This window comes from Caballeronia cordobensis (assembly GCF_001544575.2).
GTDB classification, from domain to species: Bacteria; Pseudomonadota; Gammaproteobacteria; order Burkholderiales; family Burkholderiaceae; genus Caballeronia; species Caballeronia cordobensis.
The window spans coordinates 181,442-207,516 of record NZ_FCNY02000011.1 but is presented as its reverse complement, the minus strand read 5'-3'; the positions used below and the strand labels follow the sequence as shown (position 1 = coordinate 207,516).

The 26,075-nt window shown below is 63.8% G+C and carries 26 protein-coding genes; 11 read left to right on the top strand and 15 right to left on the bottom strand.

Features of this window, described 5'->3' with window-relative positions; genetic code table 11:
* The first annotated feature begins 42 nt into the window (after positions 1–42).
* Both AWB70_RS22665 and AWB70_RS22660 read left to right on the top strand, forming a co-directional pair.
* Entirely contained in the window at positions 43–714 is a 672-nt protein-coding gene (locus tag AWB70_RS22665; protein WP_014193952.1) for a response regulator, read from the top strand.
* Between the two features lie 192 nt (positions 715–906).
* Entirely contained in the window at positions 907–1,335 is a 429-nt protein-coding gene (locus AWB70_RS22660; protein ID WP_053570907.1) for a cupin domain-containing protein, read from the top strand.
* Between the two features lie 27 nt (positions 1,336–1,362).
* Here the strand turns inward: AWB70_RS22660 and AWB70_RS22655 are convergent, their stop codons facing one another.
* Positions 1,363–1,731, bottom strand: a complete 369-nt coding sequence (locus tag AWB70_RS22655) for a DUF2784 domain-containing protein (protein ID WP_053570908.1) — start codon at positions 1,729–1,731, stop codon at positions 1,363–1,365.
* The gene (locus tag AWB70_RS22650) at positions 1,728–2,057 is read right to left on the bottom strand and encodes a hypothetical protein (protein WP_053570909.1); all 330 of its coding nucleotides are present in this window, start codon (positions 2,055–2,057) and stop codon (positions 1,728–1,730) included. Before AWB70_RS22650 ends, AWB70_RS22655 begins: the two co-directional genes overlap by 4 nt.
* Before the next feature lie 78 nt (positions 2,058–2,135).
* On the opposite strand from AWB70_RS22650, the gene AWB70_RS22645 reads away from it, so the two are divergent.
* From AWB70_RS22645 to AWB70_RS22630, 3 genes are all read left to right on the top strand, one after another.
* Positions 2,136–3,152, top strand: coding sequence for a GlxA family transcriptional regulator (locus AWB70_RS22645; RefSeq protein ID WP_053570910.1), 1,017 nt, complete (start codon positions 2,136–2,138; stop codon positions 3,150–3,152).
* A 189-nt stretch (positions 3,153–3,341) separates the two neighbouring features.
* Positions 3,342–4,685, top strand: a complete 1,344-nt coding sequence (locus tag AWB70_RS22640; RefSeq protein WP_143281685.1) for an MFS transporter — start codon at positions 3,342–3,344, stop codon at positions 4,683–4,685.
* A 377-nt stretch (positions 4,686–5,062) separates the two neighbouring features.
* Complete coding sequence (locus AWB70_RS22630; protein WP_053570912.1) at positions 5,063–6,439, top strand: undecaprenyl-phosphate glucose phosphotransferase; 1,377 nt, start codon at positions 5,063–5,065, stop codon at positions 6,437–6,439.
* A gap of 19 nt (positions 6,440–6,458) precedes the next feature.
* On the opposite strand, the gene AWB70_RS22625 is transcribed toward AWB70_RS22630, so the two are convergent.
* Positions 6,459–6,929, bottom strand: a complete 471-nt coding sequence (locus AWB70_RS22625; RefSeq protein WP_053570913.1) for a VOC family protein — start codon at positions 6,927–6,929, stop codon at positions 6,459–6,461.
* Positions 6,930–6,945: 16 nt separating this feature from the next.
* On the bottom strand, positions 6,946–8,862 hold the full coding sequence (locus AWB70_RS22620; RefSeq protein WP_053570914.1) for an AAA family ATPase: 1,917 nt from the start codon (positions 8,860–8,862) through the stop codon (positions 6,946–6,948).
* Positions 8,863–9,392: 530 nt separating this feature from the next.
* Here AWB70_RS22620 and AWB70_RS22615 point away from each other — a divergent pair.
* A complete protein-coding gene (locus AWB70_RS22615; RefSeq protein WP_041732749.1) occupies positions 9,393–9,554 on the top strand; it encodes a DUF1328 domain-containing protein in 162 nt (53 codons plus the stop codon).
* A 58-nt stretch (positions 9,555–9,612) separates the two neighbouring features.
* On the opposite strand, the gene AWB70_RS22610 is transcribed toward AWB70_RS22615, so the two are convergent.
* The 10 genes from AWB70_RS22610 to AWB70_RS22565 all read right to left on the bottom strand — a co-directional run bounded on the left by AWB70_RS22610 (position 9,613) and on the right by AWB70_RS22565 (position 19,206).
* The gene (locus AWB70_RS22610; protein WP_053570915.1) at positions 9,613–10,866 is read right to left on the bottom strand and encodes a cation:proton antiporter; all 1,254 of its coding nucleotides are present in this window, start codon (positions 10,864–10,866) and stop codon (positions 9,613–9,615) included.
* 75 nt (positions 10,867–10,941) lie between these two features.
* Positions 10,942–11,295 (bottom strand): RidA family protein, encoded by a 354-nt coding sequence (locus tag AWB70_RS22605; RefSeq protein WP_014193962.1) that lies wholly within the window; start codon positions 11,293–11,295, stop codon positions 10,942–10,944.
* 25 nt (positions 11,296–11,320) lie between these two features.
* The gene (locus AWB70_RS22600) at positions 11,321–12,493 is read right to left on the bottom strand and encodes an NAD(P)/FAD-dependent oxidoreductase (protein WP_053570916.1); all 1,173 of its coding nucleotides are present in this window, start codon (positions 12,491–12,493) and stop codon (positions 11,321–11,323) included.
* A complete protein-coding gene (locus AWB70_RS22595; protein WP_053570917.1) occupies positions 12,486–13,892 on the bottom strand; it encodes an FAD/NAD(P)-dependent oxidoreductase in 1,407 nt (468 codons plus the stop codon). Before AWB70_RS22595 ends, AWB70_RS22600 begins: the two co-directional genes overlap by 8 nt.
* Positions 13,882–14,241, bottom strand: a complete 360-nt coding sequence (locus tag AWB70_RS22590) for a (2Fe-2S)-binding protein (RefSeq protein ID WP_014193965.1) — start codon at positions 14,239–14,241, stop codon at positions 13,882–13,884. The genes AWB70_RS22595 and AWB70_RS22590 overlap by 11 nt, the downstream gene beginning before the upstream one ends.
* Positions 14,242–14,248: 7 nt before the next feature.
* The gene (locus AWB70_RS22585; protein WP_053570918.1) at positions 14,249–15,376 is read right to left on the bottom strand and encodes an NAD(P)/FAD-dependent oxidoreductase; all 1,128 of its coding nucleotides are present in this window, start codon (positions 15,374–15,376) and stop codon (positions 14,249–14,251) included.
* Positions 15,373–16,170 (bottom strand): ABC transporter permease, encoded by a 798-nt coding sequence (locus AWB70_RS22580; RefSeq protein WP_045458680.1) that lies wholly within the window; start codon positions 16,168–16,170, stop codon positions 15,373–15,375. The genes AWB70_RS22585 and AWB70_RS22580 overlap by 4 nt, the downstream gene beginning before the upstream one ends.
* Before the next feature lie 16 nt (positions 16,171–16,186).
* The gene (locus AWB70_RS22575) at positions 16,187–17,059 is read right to left on the bottom strand and encodes an ABC transporter permease (protein ID WP_053570919.1); all 873 of its coding nucleotides are present in this window, start codon (positions 17,057–17,059) and stop codon (positions 16,187–16,189) included.
* The gene (locus AWB70_RS22570) at positions 17,046–18,125 is read right to left on the bottom strand and encodes an ABC transporter ATP-binding protein (RefSeq protein ID WP_053570920.1); all 1,080 of its coding nucleotides are present in this window, start codon (positions 18,123–18,125) and stop codon (positions 17,046–17,048) included. Before AWB70_RS22570 ends, AWB70_RS22575 begins: the two co-directional genes overlap by 14 nt.
* A gap of 25 nt (positions 18,126–18,150) precedes the next feature.
* On the bottom strand, positions 18,151–19,206 hold the full coding sequence (locus AWB70_RS22565; protein ID WP_053570921.1) for an ABC transporter substrate-binding protein: 1,056 nt from the start codon (positions 19,204–19,206) through the stop codon (positions 18,151–18,153).
* A gap of 158 nt (positions 19,207–19,364) precedes the next feature.
* Between AWB70_RS22565 and AWB70_RS22560 the strand changes: the two genes are divergently transcribed.
* The 4 genes from AWB70_RS22560 (at position 19,365) to AWB70_RS22545 (ending at position 23,791) form a co-directional block, all read left to right on the top strand.
* Positions 19,365–20,291, top strand: a complete 927-nt coding sequence (locus tag AWB70_RS22560) for a LysR substrate-binding domain-containing protein (protein WP_014193971.1) — start codon at positions 19,365–19,367, stop codon at positions 20,289–20,291.
* A 389-nt stretch (positions 20,292–20,680) separates the two neighbouring features.
* Positions 20,681–21,889, top strand: coding sequence for a DUF5677 domain-containing protein (locus AWB70_RS22555; protein ID WP_053570923.1), 1,209 nt, complete (start codon positions 20,681–20,683; stop codon positions 21,887–21,889).
* Between the two features lie 172 nt (positions 21,890–22,061).
* Entirely contained in the window at positions 22,062–23,027 is a 966-nt protein-coding gene (locus AWB70_RS22550; RefSeq protein WP_143281684.1) for an SIR2 family protein, read from the top strand.
* Positions 23,028–23,317: 290 nt separating this feature from the next.
* Positions 23,318–23,791, top strand: a complete 474-nt coding sequence (locus AWB70_RS22545; protein ID WP_053570925.1) for a VOC family protein — start codon at positions 23,318–23,320, stop codon at positions 23,789–23,791.
* Between the two features lie 6 nt (positions 23,792–23,797).
* Here the strand turns inward: AWB70_RS22545 and AWB70_RS22540 are convergent, their stop codons facing one another.
* The gene (locus tag AWB70_RS22540; RefSeq protein WP_053570926.1) at positions 23,798–24,853 is read right to left on the bottom strand and encodes a substrate-binding domain-containing protein; all 1,056 of its coding nucleotides are present in this window, start codon (positions 24,851–24,853) and stop codon (positions 23,798–23,800) included.
* Between the two features lie 228 nt (positions 24,854–25,081).
* Here AWB70_RS22540 and AWB70_RS22535 point away from each other — a divergent pair, with 228 nt between their 5' ends.
* Complete coding sequence (locus AWB70_RS22535) at positions 25,082–26,074, top strand: substrate-binding domain-containing protein (protein WP_014193979.1); 993 nt, start codon at positions 25,082–25,084, stop codon at positions 26,072–26,074.
* Position 26,075 lies beyond the last annotated feature (1 nt).

Genomic DNA, 26,075 nt, shown 5'->3' with positions numbered 1-26,075 from the left:
TGAACTGCAACGAACGCTTGCCGCGAAAAAAGAAGGGACATCATGCGTGTGCTACTGGTTGAAGACGATCTGCAAATGGGACAAGCCCTGTTCCGCGCCTTGAAAGGCGACGGCTACCGCGTCGACTGGGTGCGCGATGCGCGCGCCGGGCGGCTCGCCATCGATGCGACTTATTACGCGGTCGTGCTGCTCGACCTCGGCCTGTTGTGCGGCGGCGGCCTCGAATTGCTCAGAGCCTCGCGCGAATCGGGCAACAAGGTGCCGATGCTGACCTTCACCGCGAGCAGCGACCCGGAAACGCGCGTGCGCAGTCTCGATGTCGGCGCGGACGATTGCGTGCTCAAGCCGTTCGACGTTCGCGAAGTGCTGGCGCGCATTCGCGCGGTATTGCGCCGTCAGGCGGGCTACGCGACGTCGTGCATCGGCGACGACGGCCTGAGTCTCGATCTCGACCGGCGCACGCTATGGCGCGAAGGCGCCGAGTCGCTGCTGTCCGCGCGCGAATTCGCGCTCATGCACGCGCTTCTGGAACGGCCGGGCGCGATCCTCTCGCGCGCGCAACTCGAAGAACGCATCTACGGCTGGGGCAACGAAGTGGAAAGCAATGCGCTCGACGTGCTCATTCATTCGATGCGCAAGCGCTTCGGGCGCGCGTTGATCCGCAATGTGCGCGGCATCGGCTGGACCTTGATGCGTTCGGCGCAGCCCGCGTGATTAATTGCGCCATGACCGCCTCCACCATTCCCTTCGTGTGTGCCAGCGCACAAACGTCAAACGTTTGCATCCCGAATACCGGCGTAGACAGCGAACCAATTCATTGGTGTAATGTCTTTGTAAGAAATGACGCCGGAGCGAGTTGCGTCGCTTCGATCACGAACGATCAACAGGAACGGTACAGGAGAGCCCATGACAGCACCCGTTTTCGAGTCTGTCCGTCTGGACGATGTCTTGCTGAAGCCAGATCCGATAGAACCGGCGTGGATTCTCGAAGGCAATCCTGTCGCGCGCAGCGGCCGATGGTCGCAAAGCCTCGACACCACGACGACGTCATGGGTCTGGGACTGCACGGCCGGCCGCTTCAACTGGTACTTCCACGAAGACGAAACGATCTACGTGATCGAAGGCGAGGTGATCATCACGGCTGAAGGCCAGGAACCGCGCACGCTGCGCGCCGGCCACGCCGCGCTCTTCTATGCCGGCACGCGTTCCGAATGGCACGTCCCGCACTACGTGCGTAAGCACGCGATCCTGCGTCCGCATATGTCGAAGCCGGTGCTGTTCGCGCTGAAGGTGAGCCGCAAGCTCAGCAGCAAGCCGGCTGGCCCGATGTCCTGAGGCCGCGCAACAAAGAATCGCACCAGCTTATGACCGAGGACGAACACGCCGCCATGTGATCGCGACTGCGATAAAGAAGGCCACGTAGGCGAGCGTGAACACCCATGCCGGGAAATCGAAGTAAAGCAATGCGCCGACCCAGCGCTGGACGAAGCCTTGCGCGCCGGACGCACCGGCGCGCAACTCGTCCTCCAGCACCGTGAGCGGGCAGGGAAGGTCCACTACGGCGAGCAGCGCGACAATCCCTATCGCAACGATGTGCGTTGTCCGAAACGCGCGGTTTCGGACCCAGCTTCGTCTGAACGCCGCGCCGATCCATATCGCGATCAGACCGCCGACGATAAACAGCACGATCAGCGCGTGCAGCACGAGAATCGTATTGGCGAGCCAGGTCATAGGCGCTTTCGCTTGATCTTCCCGAGCATGAAACCCGCGAGCAGCCCCGCTACGAGAAGGATCGCGCCCATCCACCACGCCGATAGCGGCGGCATGGCATCGGATCGAGGCGCGACGACCGCCGCGATTTCTTGCGCCTTGATTTGCGTCATGTGCGGAATCTCGTCGATGCCATAGACGCAGATTTCGCCGGTCGGCAACGCGCAGAATCGCGCGGCCGGACATTGCTTCAGGATCTTCTGCTCGGCGCCTTTGCCGCACACGGCGCCCGCGCCTTCCAGCACTTTCAGCGTGACGTCCGGATACTTGGTGATCTGTTCGGGCATTGCAGTGCCTCCTTCGATCTTCGCGGCCACTGACGCTATGATCCTGCGAGGCTCACAACCGTTCCGACCGGATCTTTCATGCCATCCGCCGCCGCTTCGTCTTCGAAGAGAAAGCATGCAAACACCGGCATACACGACCTGCGCGTGATGCGAATCGGCTTTCTGCTTCAGGAGAACTTCTCGCTGATCGCGCTCGGCACGGCGGTCGATCCGCTTCGCATCGCCAATATGGTCGTCGAGCGCACGGTCTACGAGTACACGCTGATCGGCCCCAATGGCGATGTCGTGCGCTCGAGCGACGGCATCCGCGTGGTGCCCGATCTCGCCATGCCGGAAGCCAGCGGCTTCGACGCGGTATTCGTTGTCGGGCCCAATCCGATTCCGCGCAAAGGCATTGGCGCGATCATGGACTGGCTGCGCTTGCAGGCGCGCCGCGGCTGCGCGCTCGGCGGTCTAGATACGGGCAGCTATTTTCTCGCGCGCGCGGGTCTGCTCAACGGCTATCGCTGCACCATTCACTGGGAAGATCAGGACACGCTGCTGGAACAGTTTCCGAAGCTCACCGTGTCGAACCGTCTCTACGAAGTGGATCGCGACCGTTACACGTGCAGCGGCGGCGTCGCGCCGCTCGATCTGATGGTGCATCTGCTCGCGCTTCCGCCCGGCAGCACGGCGCTTGCCGCGCGCGTGCTCGAATTGCTCGTCGCGCAACGGCGCGGCCACGAAGAGCGGCAGGTGACGTCGCTCAGACAGTACATCGGCGATGCGCACGCCAAGCTCGATGAAGCATTGCAGGTCATGGAAAGCAATATCGAGGAGACGCTCAGCATCGCGGAGATTGCGGCGTTCGTGAAGGTATCGCAGCGTCAGCTCGAACGATGGTTCCACGAGCGTCTCGGCAAGACGCCCGCGCAGGCGTACCTCGAAATACGGCTGCTGCGTGCGCGTCAACTGCTCTACCGCACCGCGCGCACGCTGGAAGAGGTGTGCGAACGCACGGGCTTTACCTCGCTCACGCATTTCTCGACGCGCTACAAGGCGCAATTCGATATCTCGCCGATAGCCGATCGACGCCGTTATCAAAAGGCGCTTTAAAGCACGAAGACGCGTGCTGTTCGTCGTTTACCCTCGATGTCGGAAACGCGAATTTTGGCGTCGATTCGAAAAACTTTCGAACAGGCGAGGCTCCTACCATTCACTCACCCCGACGGCCTTAATCATCCAAGGAGCTGAGTGTATGAAGACGACACAACACAACCGCATCACCCTGTCGGGAGCCTGCCGATGAACACGGAAAGAGCGGTAAGCCCGCAGGTCGCGATGCCCGAGGCGTCGCATGAGGCGCGCACGCAAGTCGATCCGAAGCTATTGAAGCGTGCAGCCTGTGCGAGCTTCATCGGCAATTTCGTCGAGTGGTTCGACTATGCGTCCTACGGCTATCTGGCGACGATCATCGCCGTCGTGTTCTTCCCGAAGACCGATGGTGCAACCAGCCTGCTCGCCACCTACGGCGTATTCGCCATCTCGTTCATCGTGCGGCCGATAGGCGGCATCGTATGGGGGCACGTGGGCGACAGAATCGGCAGGCGCACGTCGCTGTCGCTATCCATTCTGATCATGTCGTGCTCGACATTCCTGATCGCACTGCTGCCGACTTATGCGCAGGTGGGCGTGCTCGCGCCGATACTTCTGCTGCTCGTGCGCGTGGTGCAGGGCTTTTCGGCATCGGGCGAATATGCGGGCGCGGCGGCGTTTCTGGCCGAATACGCGCCGGACAAGCGGCGCGGCATCTATACGAGCATCGTGCCCGCGAGCACCGCGGCGGGTCTGCTGTTCGGCTCCATTCTCGTCGCGCTCATGCATGCGGCGCTCACGAGCGAGCAATTGCAATCCTTCGGCTGGCGTCTGCCGTTTCTGCTTGCCGCGCCGTTCGGTCTCATCGGACGATATATCCGCGTGAAGCTGGAAGACACGCCGCGTTTCAAGGCGATGGAGCAGAGCCATCACGCCGCGCAGGCGCCGATTGCCGAATTGCTGTCGAAGCATCGCGGACGCATGTTGATCGCGTTTGGCGCAACCTGCCTGAATGCGGTGGCGTTCTATCTCGTGCTGAGCTACATGCCGACTTATCTCTCGACCGAAATGGGCATGGGCGAGACGGCCTCGTTCATCGCGGCGACGATTTCGCTCGCGGCTTACATCGGACTGATCTTCATGATGGGCGCGTTGTCCGACCGCGTGGGGCGCAAGTCGATGCTGATCGGCGCATCGATTCTGTTTGCCGTGCTGACGGTGCCGCTCTTCAAGGGGCTGGAGGGCGCTAGCTTTGCGATGATCGTCGCGATCCAGGTCGCCTTCGGCGCGCTCCTCACGATGAACGACGGCACGCTGCCCTGTTTCCTCTCGGAGATCTTCCCGACGCGCGTGCGCTATAGCGGCTTCGCATTCTGCTTCAATGCGGCGAACGCGCTGTTCGGCGGCACCGCGCCGCTCGTGGCGACATGGCTCATCGGCGCGACGGGCAGCAAGCTCGCGCCCGCATGGTATCTGGTCGCGGCCTCCGGCGTGGCGCTCGTCGCGATGCTTGCGAGCCGCGAGACCTCGCACGCGCCGCTTGCCGACGACTGAGGCGAGCGTCAAACACATCAGATTGAGCAGGACATTCGAGCGATGGCGCGTGCGCGAGCATGCGCCATTTTTTTTGTCGTCGTGCAAACGAACGCGATATGTGGCTTCATGTGGTCTTGCGAACCATCCGGCCCGGATGGCATCTATAGTCAATGATCGCGGCGCAACTGTCCGGCACGATTTCGACTGATCTATGCGCCGGGCATCGTCTGCTTCACGTCACCGTCATTCCTTTCGCCGATGATGAGCCGCGCAAGCGGCGTCACATGAAGCATGCGTTTCAGGCGCCTTTGACCGGCGCGACTCGCCACTGCAGCCAACCGTCACACGAATAGCAGCCTGGACCGCACTTGCGGCGCTCTCGAATCGAGGTGGACATGCGCGATATACACGGATTGCTGGCACGCGTCTTCGATGTCGTCATGGTGGTGTGGGGCGCGGCCATTGCATCGCGGATCCGATTCGAGCACATCGCCGAGCCCGGCTATTACATGCCGTTCGCGGCTTTCGCGGCGGCGTTCTCACTGCTGCTGTTTCCGGGCTTCGGCGTCTACGAGTCGTGGCGCGGGCGCAGCAAGCTCGTGCTCGCAAGCCGCGTGTCGCTGGTCTGGCTGATCGTGCAGGCCTGCGTGCTCGTGCTGATGTTTTCGCTGCACCGGCTCGATCACGTTTCACGTCTGTGGTTTGCGTACTGGACCGCGATCTCGGTGGCGTTCATGATCGGCGGGCGTCTCGCCACGCATGCGGTGCTCGCGCGCATGCGCCACGCCGGCATGAACTTTCATCAGGTGGCAATTGTCGGCAGTGGCAGGCATTGCGAATCGATCATGAGACGGATCGAGCGCGCGAGCCATTCGGGCTTTCGCACGGTCGCCGTGTTCAATGCATCGCCCGATCTACCGATGACGGCGCGCGTACCTGTCTACGACGATTTCGACGCCTTCGTGAGCCATGTGCGCGAGCAGCGCGTGCATGAGGTATGGCTCGGCTTGCCGTTGTCGCAGGACAGGACCATCCTGCGCTTCGTGAACGAGTTCCGCGAAGACCTCATCAACGTGCGCTTCATCCCGGACGTGCGCAGTCTCGCGCTTTTCGAAAGCAGCGTGAGCGAACTGCTCGGCGTGCCCGCGATCAATCTCGTCGCTTCGCCGCTGTCACAGCGCGCGCTGCTGCAAAAAGAAATCTTCGACCGCCTCTTTGCGCTGACCGCGATTTGCGCCATCTCGCCGCTGCTGATCGCCATCGCGATAGCGGTGAAGCTCAGCTCGCGCGGGCCGATCCTGTTCAGACAGCGGCGCAAAGGCGCGGACGGGCGCGTCTTCACCATCTACAAGTTCCGCTCGATGCGCGTCCATACCGAAGAGGCCGGCGTGCTCAGTCAGGCCACGCGAGGCGATTCGCGCGTCACGCGCGTCGGCGCGTTCCTGCGCCGCACGAGCCTCGACGAACTGCCGCAGTTCTTCAACGTCCTTCGCGGCGACATGTCCGTGGTCGGACCGCGTCCTCACGCGCTCGAACATGACGACCTGTATCGCAAGGTCGTGTCGGGATATATCCATCGATACCGCATCAAGCCGGGTATCACCGGCTGGGCGCAGGTCAACGGCTTGCGCGGCGAAACGGACCGCATAGAAAAGATGGAAGCGCGCGTGGCGCACGATTTGTACTATCTGGGGAATTGGTCGTTCGGGCTGGATATGCGGATCATCGCCGCGACGATCTTCAGGGGATTGCGCAGCGCGAATGCCTATTGAGCGCGGAATCGAAGCGCGTTCAGTCCAGACGCTTGCGCGTCGTGAGCCCGCTCGCCGCGTCCCATTCTTCCGGCGTCATCTTCCGCACGGTAACGCCGAAGGTCCAGATATGCCCTTCGGGATCTTTCGCGCGATAGGTCCGGTCGCCGTAAAACTGCGTCTGCGGCTCCGCGATAATCGACGCCCCCGCTGCGCGCGCATGCTCGCAATGCGCGTCGATGTCTTCGCCCTCCGCAAGCTGCACGTGAACCGACTGCGTGTTCTTGCCGCCGGCCGAGCGCGGGCTTTTATGCTCGTCGCTCCATTCGCTGCCGATCATGACGACCGAATCGCCATATGACATCTCGGAGTGCGCAAGATTGCCGTCGGCGTCGAGGATGACGAACATCGGCTCGAAACCGAATGCGCTTTCGAGCCAGCGGAACGCGGCTTTCGGATCCTGATACGAAAGCGCGCTGGAAAAACCCTTGCTGCGATACGCATCGGCCATGTCGATGCCTCCGGTTTCAGGCGGCCAGCACTTCCGTCACGGCTTCCACTTTCGCGACGGCCGCCGCATGTTCTTCGATCAGACGATAAACCGTCTCGCCGGGCACGGTTTCCGATTCGAGCAGCTCGTTCGCGATCGCGCGCAGCACCGGTTGGTTCGCCCGCAAAAGCGCATAGCACGCGTCGCTCAGATCGTGCAGCAGCGCGTTCGCATGCTCGATCGAATTCTTCAGTTGCAAACCCGCGTACTGCTGCGGCAGCGAAGCGAGGCTGAACAGGTTGCCATCCGCGTTGAAGCCGAACTTCGACACCATGTCGAGACTGATTCGCGACGCTTCCTGAAGATCGCTCGCCGCGCCGCTCGACGCTTCGTCGAACATCAGCAATTCCGCGTTGCGGCCGCCGAGCAGCACCTGAATCTCGTTGCGCAGTTCCGTTTCGCGATACAGATGCTTGTCCTGCATTTTCGTGATGAGCGCGACGCCTAAAGCGCCGCCGCGCGGCAGGATCGTCACTTCTTCGAGCACGCCCGTGCCGAGCACCGCGGCCACAAGACCGTGACCCGCTTCATGCACTGCGATGCGCGTGCGCTCGTCGTCGGACAAGGCGCGCTCCGCGCCGTTGATATCGCCGATGCGCGCGATCTTGATCGCTTCCATGAAATGCGTTGCTCCGACTTCGCGTTCGCCCGCCTTGCGCGCGACCAGCCCCGCCTGATTGCAGATCATCGAGAGCGTGGCGGGCGAGAGGCCGGTTGTCAGGCGCGCGAGTTGATCGAAGTCGATATTGTCGGATTTCGTCTTCAGATTGGCCGCGTAGAAACGCAGGATTTCCGCGCGATCGTCGAGGCTCGGCAGACGCACCTGCACCGTGCGATCGAAGCGGCCGGGACGGCGCAGCGCTTCGTCGAGATTGTCCGGATGATTCGTCGCCGCGACGATGATCACGCCTTCGTTCGACGCGAAGCCGTCCATTTCCGCGAGCAGTTGATTGATGATGCGGTTGCTTTCCGCTTCGACCGGGCCGCCGCCGGTATCGGTGCGCCTGCCGAGGCCATCGGCTTCGTCGATGAAAATGACGGTCGGCGCATTCTTGCGCGCCAGCTCGAACAGATGCTTCACCTTCTGAATGCCGACGCCATAGTACTTGGCGCTGAAATAACTGCCCGTAATGGCGATGAAGTTCGCGCCGCATTCGCCCGCGAGCGCTTGCGCGAGACGCGTCTTGCCGACGCCCGGGCCGCCCGTCATCAGGATGCCGCACGGCGCGCGCACGCCCATGCCGGTAAATTGTGCGGGCTCGGTGAGCCAGGCGCGCACGTCGTTGAGCGCGGCTTTCGCTTCGCCCGCGCCGATGACGTCGTCGAAACGCAGCGTCGGCGATTCGCCGAGCAGTTGCGCGCCGCCGCGCATTTCACGGCGCATGAACCAGAAGAGCCCGCCGATCATCAGCAAGGGCAAGAGCAGGCTCAGCGCATCGCGCGAACGATCGAACATTTCGCTCCAGCGCGCGAAACCCGTGCGCACGTTGGCGTCGGGCAGCCACACGAGTTGATACGGCGTCGCCGCGTCCGGCTTCAATTCGCCGAGCAGCAGCGCATTGGAGAACGCGCCGTTGTGATCGGCGACGTAATACTTCTCGCCCTTGCGTGTGGAGACGAGAATCGCGTCGGGGCTCACGCCGATCGTCGCGACGTTGCGCTCGCGAATGTCGGTCAGCATTTCCGATGCGTCTTTTTCCCGATGCGCCCACGCCGAGGCGTCATGCCGCATCTGGTTCGCGACGCCCGTCAGCGCCGAGGCCTGCGACGCCGCCTGACGCGATGCCTCACGCCAGTGCAGGAAGCTCGCACCCGCCACGAGCGCGGTCAGCAACACGATTAATGTGAGATATCGGCCAACGCGTGACCGCAGCGAATTCCTTGCCGGTTTCATCAATTCTTTCCCAATCGTTCGCAGTCGGCCCGCGCGGCGGCGCCCTGCAATCTTTCGTCGGACGAAATGCGTCCGGACGTGTCTCTGTTGGTAATTCGGTGTGCTTCGGTGGTGGGATGCCCGCGCATGTGGCTTGAATGCTCAAGACGGCGAGGCGATCGACCTTGAACCGCAGATCGTCAACCATGCGAGCATGGCCCTTTTAGTGGGAGTGCTCCGCTGGAATGGTGCCCTTGATGCATGACCATTCCATAACGCGGAACAGCGCGCGAACGAGCGTCACTGCGCCTTTCGGATTCGCGTCCCTCTTTTAATTAACGGCAGACGGCGGGTCTTCTTGACGGCAGTGTAAGGCGGATGCTAGCGCTCGCGGCTCGGGTAGCAGGTGCGATGGTTTATGCAGGACGAGGCCAAGAATATCACGGCAGAAAACATTGCTCCATCCGGTAAGGAATACTGCTTGCTTCCACTAGGGAACCGTCCGCGCACATGGGGCGCGCGGCCTGTCCTCACGGGAGGGAGATAACATCATGTTGTATTACGCATTGGTCTTTTTCGTCATCGCGATCATCGCGGCCGCGCTGGGTTTCGGGGGCATTGCGGCCGGCGCCGCTGGCATCGCGAAAATCCTGTTCTTCATCTTCCTCGTCATCTTCCTGGTGACGCTGGTGATGGGCCTCATGCGACGCTGACGTCCATCGCGCGGGGCGTCGTGCCGGTCTTGCCACGACGCCTCGTTGTGCTCGCGCGTTATCGCGCGATAGCCGAGCGCAGCGCGGCCTGACGCCGCACGATCCAGTTGAAGAGCGGCGTGGCCATGAGCGTGCTGAGCACCGCCATCAGCACGAGGATCGAGAAGAGACCCGGCAGGATCACGCCCGCCGCGAGCCCGATATTGATGATGATGAGTTCCATCAGACCGCGCGCGTTCATCAACGCGCCGATGGCCATTGCGTCGCCGGAAGGCTCGCCGTTCATGCGCGCGGCCGCCCAGCACGCGATGCCCTTGCCGCCGAACGATGCGGCCAGGATCACGATGGAGGCGAGCAGAATGGCCGGGTCCATCAGCATGTCGAGCCGCGTGTTGAGGCCGGAGTAGGTGAAGAACATCGGCAGCAGAAACACGACGACGAAGGGTTGCAGCATGTCGCGCAGCTTGCTCGTGAGCGGGCCGCGCGGCAATGCGACGCCGAGCAGAAAGCCGCCGAAGACCGCGTGGATGCCGATCGCGTCCATCGCGAAGGCGCAGAGCGAGAACAGCACCATGACCGTGGCGAGCACGCTCGTCGGCAGCGGTGCGTTCGGATTCAGTCCGACGGCGAGGCGGCGCATTAGCTTGCTGCCCGCGAAGATCATGAAGAGCGCGAACGCCGCGCCGCCGCCGATCGCGGCGTACGCGCCCATCCACGAGCCGCCGAAGCTCGCGAGCACGATGGCGAGGATGCACCACGCGGCGGCGTCGTCGAATGCGCCGGCGGTCAGCGCGAGCGTGCCGAGCGACGTGCCCGCAAGCCCGCGCTCGTGGATGATGCGCGCGAGCATCGGAAACGCGGTGATGGCGATCGCCGCGCCGAGAAACAGCGACGCCTCGAAGGGCCGCACCTTCGTGGCGAAGAGGCCGGGGATCGTGAGAAGCCAGGGCGTCAGCGCGAACGCGAGCGCGAACGGCGCGACGATGCCCGCCAGCGACACGCTCATCGCGCTCTTCGCGCGTGCGCGGAAGTGATCCGCGCGAAACTCCGTGCCGACGAGAAACATGTAGAGCCCGACGCCGAGCTGGGCCGCGACGTAGAGCATGCCCATCGTCGACTTGGGGAAGAGCGCCTGCTGCCATTGCGGCAGCAGCAGGCCGAAAAGCGACGGGCCGAGCAATACGCCCGCGATCATCTCGCCGACCACTTGCGGCTGACCGACGCGCTGCGCGAGGCGGCCGACGAACTGGCTCGCGAGAACGATGACGGCGGCCTGGATGAAGAAATAGACGGAAAGCTGGGAGACGGGCATCGGCTGGTGTCGCGGGAAATGAACGACGGCAGTCTGATACCCGGGAGGGGGGATGTCAACGCCGGGGCAGGAATTTTACCCCAACGCCACCACCGCAATCTCCACCAGCAACGCCGGCGACGCCAGCTTCGCCTGCACCGTCGCGCGCGTCGGCGCGCAGCCTTGCGGCACCCACGCATCCCACACTTCATTCATTCCCGCGAAATCGCGATCGATATCCGCGAGCCACACTTGCGCCGACACGAGCCGCGTCTTGTCGATGCCGGCCTTGTCGAGAAAGCCGTCGATTTTCTCGAGCACTTTCGCGGTTTGCAGTTTCACATCCGGCGTCTGATCGGCCGATGTCTGCCCGCCGATAAACACGAGCCCCGCCGCCTTCACGACGCGGCTCATACGTTGATTAGTGTCGATGCGAACGATATCGCTCATGCCATTCTCTCCGTTAAAAATGCGCTCAATGCGCAATCAGTTGCGACGCGCCGCCATCGGCCGAAACCGCATCGCGGGAAAAGCGGTCGATGGCGAACACATCGAGTGAAAGGGTCGGCGCGCCGTCGAGCATCAGCTCCGACACGAGCTTGCCGCAGCCCGGCCCGAGCTGAAAGCCGCTGCCGCAATAGCCGAACGAGTAATACAGATCCGAGGCCTTGCGGCTCGCGGAAATCACCGGCAATTCATCTTCGGTGAACGCCTCGACGCCCGCCCACGCGCGATTCACGCCGAGATGACGCAGATGCGGAAAGAGATCCGTGACGGTGCGCGCGCTCTTCACGAGCCGCACGAAATCCACTTCGCCATGCCGGTTCGCGAGATCCGCAATGCCGATCAGCTTGCCGCCGATCACCACCGTGCCGTTGTCGAACTGCTTGAACGAAAGCGGCCGGCCCGTTGCGCCGAGCGTCGCGCGGCAAAACGGCGCGACGCGATGCGTGACCATCAGCATCAAGCCTTCGGGATGAACCGGCACCGGCTCGCCCACCTGTTTCGCGAGTTCGCCGGACCACGCGCCCGCCGTGACGAGCAACTGTTTCGCGCTGAACGTGCCGCGCGGCGTGGTCGCGAACCAGCGCGTGCCGCGCTGTTCGATGCGCTGCACCGGCGTGCCTTCCAGAAAGCGCGCGCCGAGCTTTTGCGCGGCGAGCCGGAAGGCGGTCGTCGTCCGGTACGGCAGCGCGTAGCCATCGCGTTCGACCCAGATGCCGCCCGTCACATGCCGCGCGAGCGCCGGTTCGAGTTCGAGCACGGTCTCGCGGTCGATCACTTTCTCGTGCGTGAAGCCGTGCGCTTCGAGCAGCGCGACGCGCTCGCGGCAGGCGTCGAGTTCGTCGTCGGTTTCGGCGATCTTCAACTGGCCCGAAGGCACGAAGCCGCCATCCTCGCCGATGATCTCGCGCATGCCGTGCCAGATTTCACGCGACATCAGCGCAAGCGGAATCTCCGGAAGCGGACGCCCGAGCGTGCGCACGCCGCCCGCATTCACGCCCGACGAATGCCGCGCGACGTAATCGGCTTCGAGCACGACGACCTTGACGCCGCGCCGCGCCAGATGAAACGCGCTCGACGTGCCGTGCAGCCCGCCGCCGACGACGAGCACATCGGCTTCCTGCGCTTCGCGTGCATCATTCACCGGCGAGTTCTCCGAGCGTGAGCGGCTTGATCGGCGGACGAATGCGGTAATAGCCGACTTCGGCGGGCGAGACGCGGCGTGCATCGGCGATGACTTCCGTCACCGTGAGACCGCACATGCGCCCCTGGCACGGACCCATGCCGCAGCGCCCGAACGACTTCGCCTGATTCGGCCCGACGCAGCCCAGTTCGACGAACTTGCGCAATTCGCCCGCCGTGACTTCCTCGCAGCGGCACACGATGGTCTCGTCGCCCGGAATGCGATTGATCGCGCGCGGACGATACAGGCTGTCGAGAAACGGCCGGATGCGCATGACGCCAGCGAGCGCGCGGCGCAGCGCAACGGCTTCGGCGTCGCGCGCGGTTCGGTCGATCGCGCCGAGTTGCGTTGCCGCGGCCAGTCCCGCGAGCGTGCCCTGCAAGGCCGCGGCCTGCGCGCCGCCGATACCCGCGCCGTCGCCCGCGATGAAAATGCCGGGCACGTCCAGCTCACCCCACGCATCGGTTTGCGGCGTGAAGCACAGTTGCGCATCGTCCCAGCGGTGCGACGCACGCAAAGCCTGCGTGAACTGCGTATTCGGCACGACGCCCTGATGCAGCAGAATCACGTCCGCTTCGACGCGATGCGCGACGCCTTGTGTCCGAAAGCTCAGCGCCGCTGCGCGCTCGACGTGATCCGTGCCGGTGCGCGACTCCACGCGCAGATCGTCGGCGGCCTCGAAGATCGGCACGCCCGCTTCGCGCAGCGTGCGGATCAGTTGCAGACCCTTCGACAGAAACGGCCACGCGCGCAGCGCCGACAGCATGTGACGCTTCGCGCGCCAGCGGTCTTCGTGACGCGTCGTATCGACGAGCGCGCGGATCGGCACGCCCGCGCGCACGTATTGCCAGCCGAGCAGATAGAGCAGCGGCCCGCACCCCGCGAGCACCGGCGGCGCGGCGGGCACTTCACCCGCGCTCTTCAGAAGGATTTGCGCCGCGCCCGCCGTCAGCACGCCCGGCAGCGTCCAGCCCGGAATCGGAAACGGACGTTCGAGCGCGCCGCTCGCGAGAATCACGCGCTTCGCATCGAACGCGCCGATCTTGCCGTCCTTCAGATAGTTGACGCCGCGCTCGCGCGTGACCTGCCACACGCTCGCATTCGTCACATGCCGCGCGCCCGAGGCGGCAAACGCCGCGGCGATCGATGCGCCCGCCGCGTAGTCCGGCCCGAGAATCTCCTTGCGGCGCGCGTCCGCTTTCCCGATCGCGCGATAAATCTGCCCGCCCACGGCGTCCTGCTCGTCGATGAGCACGGTGGAGAGGCCCGCGCGCGCGGCGCGCGTGGCCGCGCTCATGCCGGCGGGACCTGCGCCGACCACCACCACATCGACGGAAACGGAATCGAAATCAGCGGCCATGCGCATTCTCCAGCGAGGCATCGACATTGGCGGGCGGCAGATCGCGCGCGCCTTCCTGCGAGCGCACGCGCATGCCGGCTTTCACTTCGACCATGCAGCTCTGGCGGCTCGGCACGCCGTCGATCTCGACGAGGCATTCGAAGCACGCGCCCATCATGCAATAGGGCGCGCGCGGTGCGCCGGAGACGGGCGTCGCACGAAAGCGCGACACGCCCGCCGCGAAGAGCGCCGCCGCGACCGAGCGGCCCGCGGGTACGGTGAGCGGCGCGTCGTTGAACCAGATGTCGATAGGGCCGGCGTCTGCGCCGTTCAAGGGCTTGAATAGCGTGTGATTCGATTGGACTGTCATGGCGGGCTCAATGTGCGGGAGTCAGTTCTCGTGCGGTCTCGAAACGGCGCGCGGAGAAGTTCGGCAGTTCGGCGGGCATCGGCGCGCCCAGAATCCACGGCGCGACGCGCAGCGCATGCGCGGCGGCGAGCGTCACGCCGCTATGGCAGGTGACGACGAACGCGCCCGGATGCGCGTGCGACGCGTCGTAGATCGGAAAGCCGTCGGGGCTGTAGACGCGCAGCGCGGCCCACATGCGCACGAGCCGTACGTGCTTCAACATCGGAAAGGCGCGCACGCCGCGCCGCGCGATGTCGGCGAGCACGTGCGTCGTGGTGAAATCGTCGAAGCCGACTTCTTCCATCGAATCGCCGAACTGCACGGTGCCTTCGTCGGTCTGGCGCACGTTGAGCGTCGGATAGTGGAGAAACGGCGCGACGCGCTCGCTGATCAGCACTTGCCCGCGATTCGGCGCGACAGGCGCGTTCAGCCCGACGAACGGCGCGAGCGTGCGATTGCCGAGGCCCGCCGCGAGTACGACTTTCGACGCGCGATACGTCGCGTGCTTGCCGTGCACCGTGAAGCCGTTCGCGTCCGGCACGATGCGTTGCGCGCGCTCCGCCGAGACGAGCTTCACGCCGCGCGCCTGCATCGCGACGTGCAGCGCACGCAGCAGCTTGAGCGGATTGACGTGGCCGTCCATCGGCGTGTAGCTCGCGCCGACGACCGACGGTCCAACCTGCGGAATGCGCTCGCGCAGTTCCTTCAGATCGAGCATCTGGAACGGGTAGTCGCCGAGTTCGGCCTGCAGCGTCGAGAGGCGCTTGCTGCGCTCGGCGAGTTCGTCGTCGTCGAAGCAGAACTGGAAACCGCCCGGCTGACGCAACGCGACGTCGATGCCCGTTTCGCTCAGGAGCGCATCGGCGAAACCGGGCCAGCGCGTGGCCGAACTGCGCGACCACGTTGCATAAGGCGACAGGCCGTAGCCCTTGCCCTGTATCCACACGAGGCCGAAGTTGCCGCGCGAGGCGCGAAAGCCGCCGTCGTCCTCGTCGAGCACGGTCACGCGCGCGCCTTCGCGGGCGAGTCCGTAGGCCACGGCGGAACCGACGAGGCCGCCGCCGAGAACCAATACGTCGGGGCTTGAAAATGTCATCGGGCTTCTCCGATCAGAATGCGATCCAGTCCGACCATGCGGTCGAGCAGGATCATCAGCAGAACCGTGCCGACGATCAGCACCGCCGAGACGGACGCGACCAGCGGATCGATGGTCTGCGCGATCTGGTTGTACATGGCGACCGGCAGCGTCGTGGTGCCGGGCGTCGCGACGAAGATGGTCATCGTCAGCTCGTCGAAGCTCTGGATGAACGAGAGCACCCAGCCGCCCGCGACGCCTGTTCGGATCATCGGCAGCACGACGCGGCGAAACGCGGTGAAGCGGCTCGCGCCGCACGAAAGCGCCGCGCGCTCGGCATCGCGATCCAGCCCGATGGCCGACGACAGCGCGAGTCGCAATGCATACGGCAGCACGATGATCACGTGCGCGGCGACGAGCGACCAGAACGATCCCGACAGATGCAAGAGCGACAGGAAGCGCAGGAACGCGATGCCGAGCACGACGGCGGGAATCATCATCGGCGAGAGGAAGAAGCTCGTGAGCGCGGCGCGGCCCGGAAAGCGATAGCGCGCGATCGCGAGCGCGGCGGGCACCGCAAGCAGCACGCCGATGGTTGCCGCCGCGAAGGCGAGCCGGATCGACAGCCAGAACGCCGAGACGATGTCGCCGTTCTCGATGATCGCGTGGAACCAGCGGAACGACGCGCCATCGAAGGGCATCGAAATGAAGCCTTTGTCGGTGAACGCGACGAGCATCACGACGACGAGCGGCGCGAGGATGAACGTCAGGAACAGTGCGTTGAAAGTGAGCCCGAGCCAGCCGTTTTCTTTCATGATGTGGGTTCTCCGCTCAGTCGAAGATATGCCGGAAGCGGCGTTCGGCGAGGCGGCTGCAACCCATCACGATCGCGACGTTCGCGATCAGGAGCAGCACCGCGATGCTCGCGCCGAGCGGCCAGTTGAGCGTGCCGAGAAATTCGTCGTAGGCGGCGGTCGCGACCACTTTCAGACGCCGTCCGCCGATGAGCGCGGGCGTGGCGAACGCGGAAGCCGACAACGCGAACACGATGATCGACCCCGACAGCACGCCCGGCATGATCTGCGGCAGCACCACGCGGCGAAACACCGCGAAGGGCGAGCCGCCGAGCGAGCGGCCGGCCCATTCCACTTGCGGGTCGAGCTTTTGCATCGTGGCCCAGACGGACATCACCATGAACGGCACGAGAACGTGCGTCAGCGCAATGACGACGCCCGTCATCGTGAAGACGAAGCGGATCGGTTCGTCCGTGATGTGCAGCGCCTGCAATACGTTGTTGAGCACGCCGTTGTTGCCGAGCAGGATCTGCCAGCCGAGCGTGCGCACGACCACCGAAATGAGCAGCGGCCCGAGCACGATCAGAAGACACAGCGATTGCCACGGCTTTTTCATGCGCGCGAGCACGATGGTTTCCGGCACGCCGAGCAGAATCGAGAGCAGCGTGACGGCGAAGGCGAGGCCGGCGGTGCGCAGAAAGATCGCGCCGTAATAAGGATCGCTAACGACTTCCCAGTAGTTGCCAAGCGTATAGGCCGCCGTGACGCCGGCCGTGTCGCTGAACACGCGGAACGAAAGGAGCAGCGTGAGCAGCAGCGGCACCAGCAACAGGCCGATGAACAGCAGCAGCGCCGGCCCCGACAGCAGCCACGGCGCCGCGCCGGGACGGGCGTCGTCAAGCGTGGCCATTCGCGTTCTCCCGAAGGTCTTGCGTGAGCACGCGCAGGTCGTCGTCGGTCCAGGCGAGGCCCACTTCGTCGCCTTCCGCGGGCGGCGGCGCGCCGTGATTCGGCTGCGCGACGCGCAGCTTGCCGAGCCCCGTTTCCACTTCGAGCAGCCATTGATTGCCGACGAACACGCGCGTCGAGATGCGGCCTTTGATGCGCGCGTCGCCATTGGCGAGATGCACTTTCTCCGGGCGAATGTAGACGTTCACCGCGCCGTCGACCTCACGGCCTTCGTGCGGCACATGCAGCGTCGTGCCCGCGACATCGACGATCGCGCAGCGCGGGTTACGCTGCAGCACTTCGCCCGCGAACGCATTGGTGCGCCCGAGGAACGTGGAGGCGAACGGCGTGGCCGGGCGCTCGTAGGCGTCGTAGGGCGTCGAGAGTTGCGAGATCGCGCCGCGATGCATCACCGCGATGCGGTCGCTCATCGTCATCGCTTCGACCTGGTCGTGCGTGACGAGAATCGTCGTGATGCCGAGGCGCTTCTGGATCGCGCGCAATTCGATGTGCATCTCTTCGCGCAGCTTGGCGTCGAGGTTCGACATCGGCTCGTCGAGCAGCAGCAGTTCGGGCTGCATCGCAATGGCGCGCGCGATCGCCACGCGCTGCCGCTGCCCGCCCGACAGTTCCTTCGGATAGCGATGCCCGAGCCCTCTGAGCCGCACGAGCGCGAGCGCCTCTTCGACGCGCGCCTCGCGCTCCTTGCGCTTCACCTTGCGCATTTCCAGCCCGAAGCCGACGTTGCCCGCCACCGTCATGTGCGGAAAGAGCGCATAGCTTTGAAACACCACGCCGATGCCGCGCTTTTCCGGGCGTTCATTCGTGATGTCGCGGCCATCGAGCAGGATGCGGCCGGTCGTCGGCGTGACGAAGCCGGCGACCATTTGCAACGTCGTCGTCTTGCCGCAGCCCGACGGACCGAGCAGCGACAGCAGCTCGCCGCGCTCGACCGACAGATCGAGCGACTCGATCGCCGTGAAATCGCCGTAGCGTTTCGATATGCCTTGCAGTGTCAGGAAAGCCATGCGCGTTCTCCCTCGTCACATCGACTTAGCGTTCGACCGAACGGTTCCAGCGCTCCGTCCATTCGGTGCGATGCTGGTTGATCGTGGTCCAGTCCATCGCGGTGAGCTTGCCGATCTGCTCGGGGCCGTAGGGCACGCGCGCGGCGACTTCGGGCGTGAGCTTGACCGTCTTGTTGACCGGGCCGAGACCGATGTTCTGCGCTTGCAACGTCTGCACTTCGGGCGTCAGCAGGTATTGCACGAACTGCTGCGACAGGGCGGGCTGCGCGTTCTCCGCGATGGCGCACGCCGCCACTTGCAGCGCGACCGCGCCTTCCTTCGGATAGACGAACTTGAGCGGAAAGCCGGTGTTTTGCAGCGCCACCGCGCGGCCGCTGCCGTAAGGCGCGAGGATCACGTCGCCGGACTGCATCTGGCCATCCATCTCGCCGGGCGTGGGCGCCCACGAGAGCACGTTGGGCGCGACCTGCTTGGTCATTTCCGTGAAGCCCGGATCGATGTTCTTCTCGCCGCCGCCGGAAAGCCGCGCGAGCATCACGAGCGTATGCAGGCCGTAGGTGTTGGTGATCGGCGGCACGCCGAGCTTGCCCTTGATGCGCTTGTCGGCGAGCACCTTCCACGAATCGGGCGGCGGCAGGCCGGCCTTCCTGAACGCTTCCTCGTTGTAGCCGATGCCCGTCGCGACCATGCCGACGCCCACCGCCGCCGGCCCGATCTTCGCGAGCGGATAGACGTCTTTCATGATGGGCGCGTCGTCGAGCTTCGCGCACAGGTTCAACTGCATCGCCTGATACATGGGGCCGTCGTCCATCACGGCGACATTGATCTGCTGATGGCCCTTCTGCGCCTGGAGCTTCGCGAGCGTATCGCTCGAATTGCCCGCGACGTAGACGATCTTCACGTTATGTGCCTTCTCGAACGGCGGAATGATCTTCTGCCGATAGAGCTGCTCGTTCGAGCCGCCGACGTTGGCGACATAGAGCGTCGTTTCGGCGTGGGCGGCGAGCGCGCCGCTGGCGAGGAGGCCCGCGAAAGCGGTGCGGGACAGGACGGACAAACGGCGATGCAGCGCGCTTCTCATGACGATGATCTCCAGTTCCGGTACGTGGGGCGCGGGCTCGTCTGCCCGTCGATGAGAGGCAGTGTCGCGCCGCCGATTCATATCGTCCAATACGAATAAAATACCTATCTATGCAGGGATGATATGGATCGGGCGCAACCAGAATAGGGAAACTACGCATGAATCTGAAGCACATCGAGGCGTTCCGCGCGGTGATGGTGTCCGGTTCGATGACCGCGGCGGCCAAGGCGCTCTTCACGTCGCAGCCCAACGTGAGCCGCCTGATTTCGCAGCTCGAACGCGAAACGGGCCTGCAACTCTTTCAGCGCAGCGGCGTGCGCCTGATTCCGACGAGCGAGGGCACCGCGTTCTTCCGCGAGGTCGAGCGCGCGTTCGTCGGCCTGCAGGGCCTCGCGAACGCGGCGGCGCAGATCCGCAATCTCGGCAGCGGGCGTTTGCGTATCGCGGCGATGCCGTCGGCGGGCATGACGCTCGTGCCGCATGCGATCAAGCGCTTCGTCGAGCTGTTTCCGGAAGTCACGGTGTCGCTGCATGTGAATACGTCGGGCACGGTGAATCACTGGACCGCGTCGCAGTTCTGCGATCTCGGCGTGGCCGTGTACGTGAGCGAGGCGTCGGATTGCGAAGTGGAACAGCTATCGACCGTGGCCGCCGTGTGCGTGATGCCGGCGACGCATCGGCTTGCGGCGAAGCGCGTCGTGCGGCCGGAGGACCTGGAGGGCGAATCGTTCATTTCGCTTTGTCACGGCGACGGCACGCGCGCGGTCATGGACGAGGTGTTCCAGCGCGCGGGTGTGAAGCGCGTGCTCGCGATCGAGGCGCAATACACCGCCATGTGCTGCGAAATGGTGCGGCACGGCATGGGCGTGACGCTCGCGCATCCCATCGTGGCGCGGGATTATCGTGGGCCGGGTATTGAGATTCGCCCGTTCGTGCCCGCGCCGCGCTTTCCCATGTATCTGCTGTTTCCGCCGCATCGGCCGCGTGAGCGGCTTGCGATGGCGTTCGTCGATGTGCTGCGCGGTTTGCATGACGAGTTGCTTGCGGATGTTGTGCCGCCTGTGCGGGGGCGGTCGCGTGCGTGATGTTGTCGGCGCGCGGTTCATGTGCCGAATGTCGAGGTTCGCTTCGCTCTGAATTGCGTTCGCTGAACACTGAACTCTCGGCGGTTGAGTCGATGCGATGAAGGCGAGAGTCGGCCGGGGGGCGACGGAACGGCGATGACGTGGAGGGGCGACGAATGATAGATGGCAGCAGCGGGAGTGGGGTGGCCGGTCCGGCCATGAAGCGACACTCGCTCGACGGTGACATATCGCCGAAATTGATGCGTCTCGGTCGTTCGCTCCACCTGATGTCGGCCACCGCGCAGCTATGGTCGAACTTTTCCACGAGCTGCGAGTGCAGGAGTACCTTTATCATCCCCCCGAAAGAGCCCGGTCGAATGGACGACTAGGCCACACTTGGGAACAAGAAAATGAAGGACGGTTCGCATCAGCAAGCGGTTGAACGAAGCACGCCAAGCCACGATGAAGTCGTTGATCGGGGGGCGCTTGGCCCAGAGCCGTCGGAATCCTATCTCGAGCGTCTGCGAATGCTTGACGAGATTGTCCGAGAGTGTATCTTCGTGTCCCGTTCCTATGCGGGCATTCCGTCGCCCAGCAGCCAACATTTCTACGCGTCTGTTCTGTTCACGCTTACAATTACCAAGTGCGTGAGCCTTCTAATTTTGGCGCCGCACACGCCTTGGGCCGAGAAGAAGATCGAACATTGGGACTACAGCTCAATGACCGGCATTGCCCGCACAATCATTGAGCTGCGCGTCGCTTTTTATTATCTGTGTGTGGATCAATGCCCCGAGGACGAGTGGCAGTTCCGCTGGAATTTATTCAACCTTCACGATTGCACTTCGCGAATCCGCATGTTCGAGGCGCTCGAAGATGCGAAGCAAGTAGAAGCGCTGCGCGAGGCTGCGGAGGAGCTTCGATCACGCTTACTCGCAAATCCGTTCTTAGCCACCATTGACAAGAAACATCACAAGCGCCTGCTCCATGGTCAAGCAGCTTATCTCTTCCCGATGGAAGTTATCGCGGAGCGTGCAGGTATCGACCTAGCAACCTTCCGCTGGCTCTATGTGCTGTTTTCGAGTCACGTCCATGCACTCCCCATGTCGTTCTATCGAATCGGTCATGCTGGCGACGACCGGGGCCGGGGGCTGCCAAGCCCTTCGGAAGAGGGCTACTCCGCACTTTGTTTGAGTATGTCGGCTACGCTTCTAGTTGCGACGAGGGACGATCTTCATAACCTGTTTGCGGCATATAAGTCGCCGCCACCGCCCTTCGAGCCAGATGTCTCCGAGCTGACGGCCAATCCTCCTGCACTTGCTATCGGAGAAGAGCATCTTCACGAGGCTTCTGACACGCTTGCCGTGCGCTTCAAGAGAACGGGTGAGACGGCCTACAAGACGACTCTCATATATCGGCCGACCGGCGAAGAGATCCTCGAACGCGACGATTCCGAGCAGGACGACGCCGAACTAAAATATTTTGATCCGTATTTCTGGAGTGTGAAGCTAAACGGAGGGCCGGCCACAAGTGAGGCACTCGAGCAGGCACTAACAGGGCCGCATGCGTTTCGCGTTGACTATCCAGCGCGGGAACTGCTGTTTAAAACGGCTGAACGATAAGCTCCGCCGACTCGAGGAGGGCAGGTCGAGAGTCGGATCGGTGCTCGCAGGAACATCCCCTCATTCTTCTCTTTGCAAGAATACGACTGATCGCTCGGGGTATGTTTGCAACGAGAGCGAGCACTGTCGCGCGGTGGCCGTAAAATGGCTGCTCCCGAACTGATTGGGGATCTTGATAGCGCACCTTCTTCTGCTCGGCGCAGGCTTCACCCAAAATTGGGGTGGATGGCTCGCTAGCGAACTCGCCGACGACCTGATCGGCCGTCTCGCGGACGACCGCGAGACTTGCCAGCGATTGATTGCAAATCCGAACTTCGAAGATGTGCTCGGAGACTTGCAGCGCGATTGGCTTCAACAGCGACGCCCCGAGCACCGCACACGTCTGGACGCACTGGAGCGTGCGATCAAAGCGTCCTTCGATGACATGAACAGGGTGCTCGCAGCGCATCCTGGTCTGGAGTTTCAGGGCAACGGGCCGAACTTTGTCGAACGAGGCGTCGGCACTTTTCTGGCCCGGTTCGACGCCATCTTCACCCTCAATCAGGACCTACTTCTCGAATTGTTCTACACGGGAGACGTTCGGGTGGGCGTCCAATATCCAGGGATGCGCGTGCCACCCGCTTTCTGGGGTAGCCGCCCGGACGAGAAGATTGCTGCGGAGTGGCAACCTCGTCCGGAAGACGAGTATCGAGTAGAACAACAAGGCCAGCCGGTCTTCAAACTGCATGGTTCAGCAAATTGGCGCAGTGAGGGCGGTGCCGATCTGCTTGTGATGGGTGCGCAGAAGGTAGATGCGATTGCTGGATCGGCCCTGCTGACGCGCTATGCCACAGAATTCCGTGAGCGGCTGCGTGAGCGCGGCGCACGGCTGATGACCGTCGGCTACGGGTTCGGGGACGAGCATATCAATCAGGAGATCGCCGAAGCGGCACAGGCCGATGAAACCTTTGGATTGTTCGTGGTCGGTCCGGGCGGGCGAAAGACACTCCGGCCACGAAACGACATGGGCCAAATTCCGCAGCCCCAGCGACCGATTGAAGATGTCCGGTATATAGGCGGCTCGACCCGCTCTCTGCGCACGACCTTCACGAACGACGAACTGGAACGCGCAAAGCTGTTACGTTTCTTCGGAGCCTGACGAGTGCGTTGGGCGACTTGCTGCTCATAAATCGATTGGGAACGTACTGGTGCTAGTGATTGCAGCGCTGTGTGCGAACGTCTTATATCGATGAGACAGCGGACTTGCGCCGATGCTGACTGAGTGACCCAAACGGGTCGAGAATCGACCTCCACGCAACTTCCGTCATCGGCACTCTGGGCAGAAGATTCAAAATCAAGCAAACCGTCGATTCAACGTTGAGTGAAACAACGTAACCTGCCGCGCCCGGGTTTAGACTTACGTGAACCCCGCCACCAAAGGAGCAAGCAATGCCGGACCTCGTCACCTGCCTATGGTTCAACGGCAACGCACGCGAGGCGGCGGAATTCTACGCCGCGACCTTTCCCGATAGCCATGTCGGCGCCGGCCACGCGTCCGCTAAGCCGGGCGTCGGCAGCGGTCCCGAACTGACGGTCGAATTCACCGTGCTCGGCCAGCGCTTTCTCGGGCTGAACGGCGGGCCGAACTTCAGGCCGAACGAAGCGGTGAGCTTCATGATCCACACGAACAGCGAGGAGGAAACCGACCGCTACTGGCACGCGATCGTCGGCAACGGCGGCGAGGAAGCGCCGTGCGGCTGGTGCAAGGACCGCTGGGGCTTCTCGTGGCAGATCACGCCGAAGCGCCTGCTCGACATCTTCAACGGTCCCGACCGCGAGGCCGCGAGACGCGCGATGGACGCGATGATGACAATGAAGAAGATCGACATCGCCGCCATCGAGCGCGCGGCGGCGGGCGGCTGACCGGCTTCATCGGTCGAACTCCCGGGTCTGCTCGGCTTCTTCGAACATCTTGCCGAAGGCGGTCGGCACGAGCACGACGGAGCGGTCCGCGGGATCGTAGCGGTCGGCGAGGGCGAACGCTTCGGAGATGATCGTCTGCACGTCCTGGCGCAGCATGGTCACGTCGAAGGACAAGTGCGCCGCGAACGGGTCCCAGTCGAAGCAGCCGACCACCGCCGACTGCCACGCCTCGCGCGACAGCTTCGACGTGAAATGCACGAAGCCTTCAAACGCGGTGATCGAATTCATCAGCAGGCCGGACGGCAGCCGGCCCAGTTTGTCATGCCGGAGCGCGAGCGCGTTTCGCGCGGATGCGGCGTTGTAGCCGCAACTTTCGACGGCATCGGGCTTGAGCGCGATGCCGCGCGCATCGAACGCGTCGCGAAAGCCCGCGATGCGCATCTCCGTCGCGTATTCGCCGGGAATGCCGCCGAGCAGGATCAGTGCGTCCGGCGATTCGCCGCGTGCGATCAGCTTGTCGATGAGCACGTCGGTGATCGCGCGCGCGCCGCCGCGATTGTCCGACACGACCGACGGCGCGCCGTCGCCGGGCAGATCGACGTTGATCGAAGGCACGCCCGCCGCGGCGCACAGCGCGTTGAGCGGCGCCGGATTGCGCACGCCCGCGATGAACAGCAACTCGACGCGCTGCGACAGCAGAGTCTCGACGACGCTTGCTTCCACGGCCGGATCGCGCTGCGTGCCGACGACGACCGGGCACAGGCCGCGGCTGCGCGCTTCATCCTCGAAGGTCTGCGCGAGCCCCGCGAAGAAGCGGTTGCGGTAATGCGGCAGCACCATGCCCGCAAGCCCCGAGCGCGACAGCCGCAGCCCGCGCGCCTTCATGTTGACGTTGTAGCCGAGCGCACGCGCGCTGTCGAGTATGCGGCGGGCCGTTTCCTCCTTGATGCGGTAACGCGTCCAGGTGCCGTTGAGCACCATGCTCACCGTGGATGTCGACGATCCCGTCGCCTTCGCGATGTCGTAGATCGTCGACTTCCTTCCTTGCGTCGTGCTGGCCATCTGATTTCGCTCCGGCTGCATGCGTTTTGCCCCGACGGTAGCCCTTCCCGATGCGCGAACCGAGCTAGGGTTTGTCCGGGTCGATTCCGTTGCTGAATAGTTTCAGCATAGCCCAACCCGGCTTGCTGAATGGATTCAGCACCCTGTAAGCCCAACGCCGGCGCATCTGGAATTCCGTTCACTGAACTGGGCGCGCAGCTCGGATTGCTGACGTCCTCCGGAGGAGACATGTCCAAGAATATGTTTCGCGCGTGGTGCGCCGGTCTGGCGGCTTTCGCATTCGCGGTCGGCGTGGCGTCGGCGTCGCCGGACAAGCCGGTCATCGGCGTCGTCGTGAAGATCGGCGGCATTCCGTGGTTCAACGCGATGGACGCCGGCATCAAGAAACGCAGCGAGCAGCTCGGCGTGAAGGCGTTCATGGTCGGGCCGACGAGCGCCGATCCCGCGCTTCAGGTTCGCGCGATCGAAGATCTCATCGCGCAGAAAGTGGATGTGATCGGCGTCGTGCCCAACGATGCCGAAGTGCTCGAACCCGTGCTGCAGCGCGCCCGCGCGGCGGGCATCAAGGTCATCACGCACGAGTCGCCCAAGCAGAAGAACGCCGACTGGGACTTCGAGCTCGCCTCGGTGAAAGGCTTCGGCGAGGCCTATGCGAAGCGCCTGGGCGAAGCGCTCGGCGGCAAGGGCGAATACGCGGTGTTCGTCGGCTCGCTCACGGTGCCGCTGCATAACGCATGGGCCGATGCGGCCATCGCGTACATCAAGGCGAACTATCCGGGCATGACGCTCGTCGGCGACCGTTACGGCGTCGCGGAAGACGTCGATGCCTCGCGCAAGACGGCGCTCGATCTGATGCGCGCGCATCCTAACCTGAAGGCGATTCTCGCGTTCGGCAGCCAGGGACCGATCGGCGCCGCGCGCGCGGTGCAGGAAAAGCAGATGAAGGGCAAGGTGCTCGTGCTCGGCCCGTTCTCGCCGGGGCAAGGCAGGCGTCTCGTGCACGACGGCGTGCTGACGGGCGGCTACATGTGGAATCCGGCGCAGGCGGGCGAAGTCTTCGTGACGCTCGGCACGATGGTCGCGAAGGGTCAGCCGATCAAGGACGGCACGAACATTCCGGGGCTCGGCGTCGTGCATCCGGACGGCCACAATCTGATCGTCGATCAACTGGTCGATCTCAACGAGAAGACCGTCGACGAACTGGCGAAATCCGGGCTCTGAG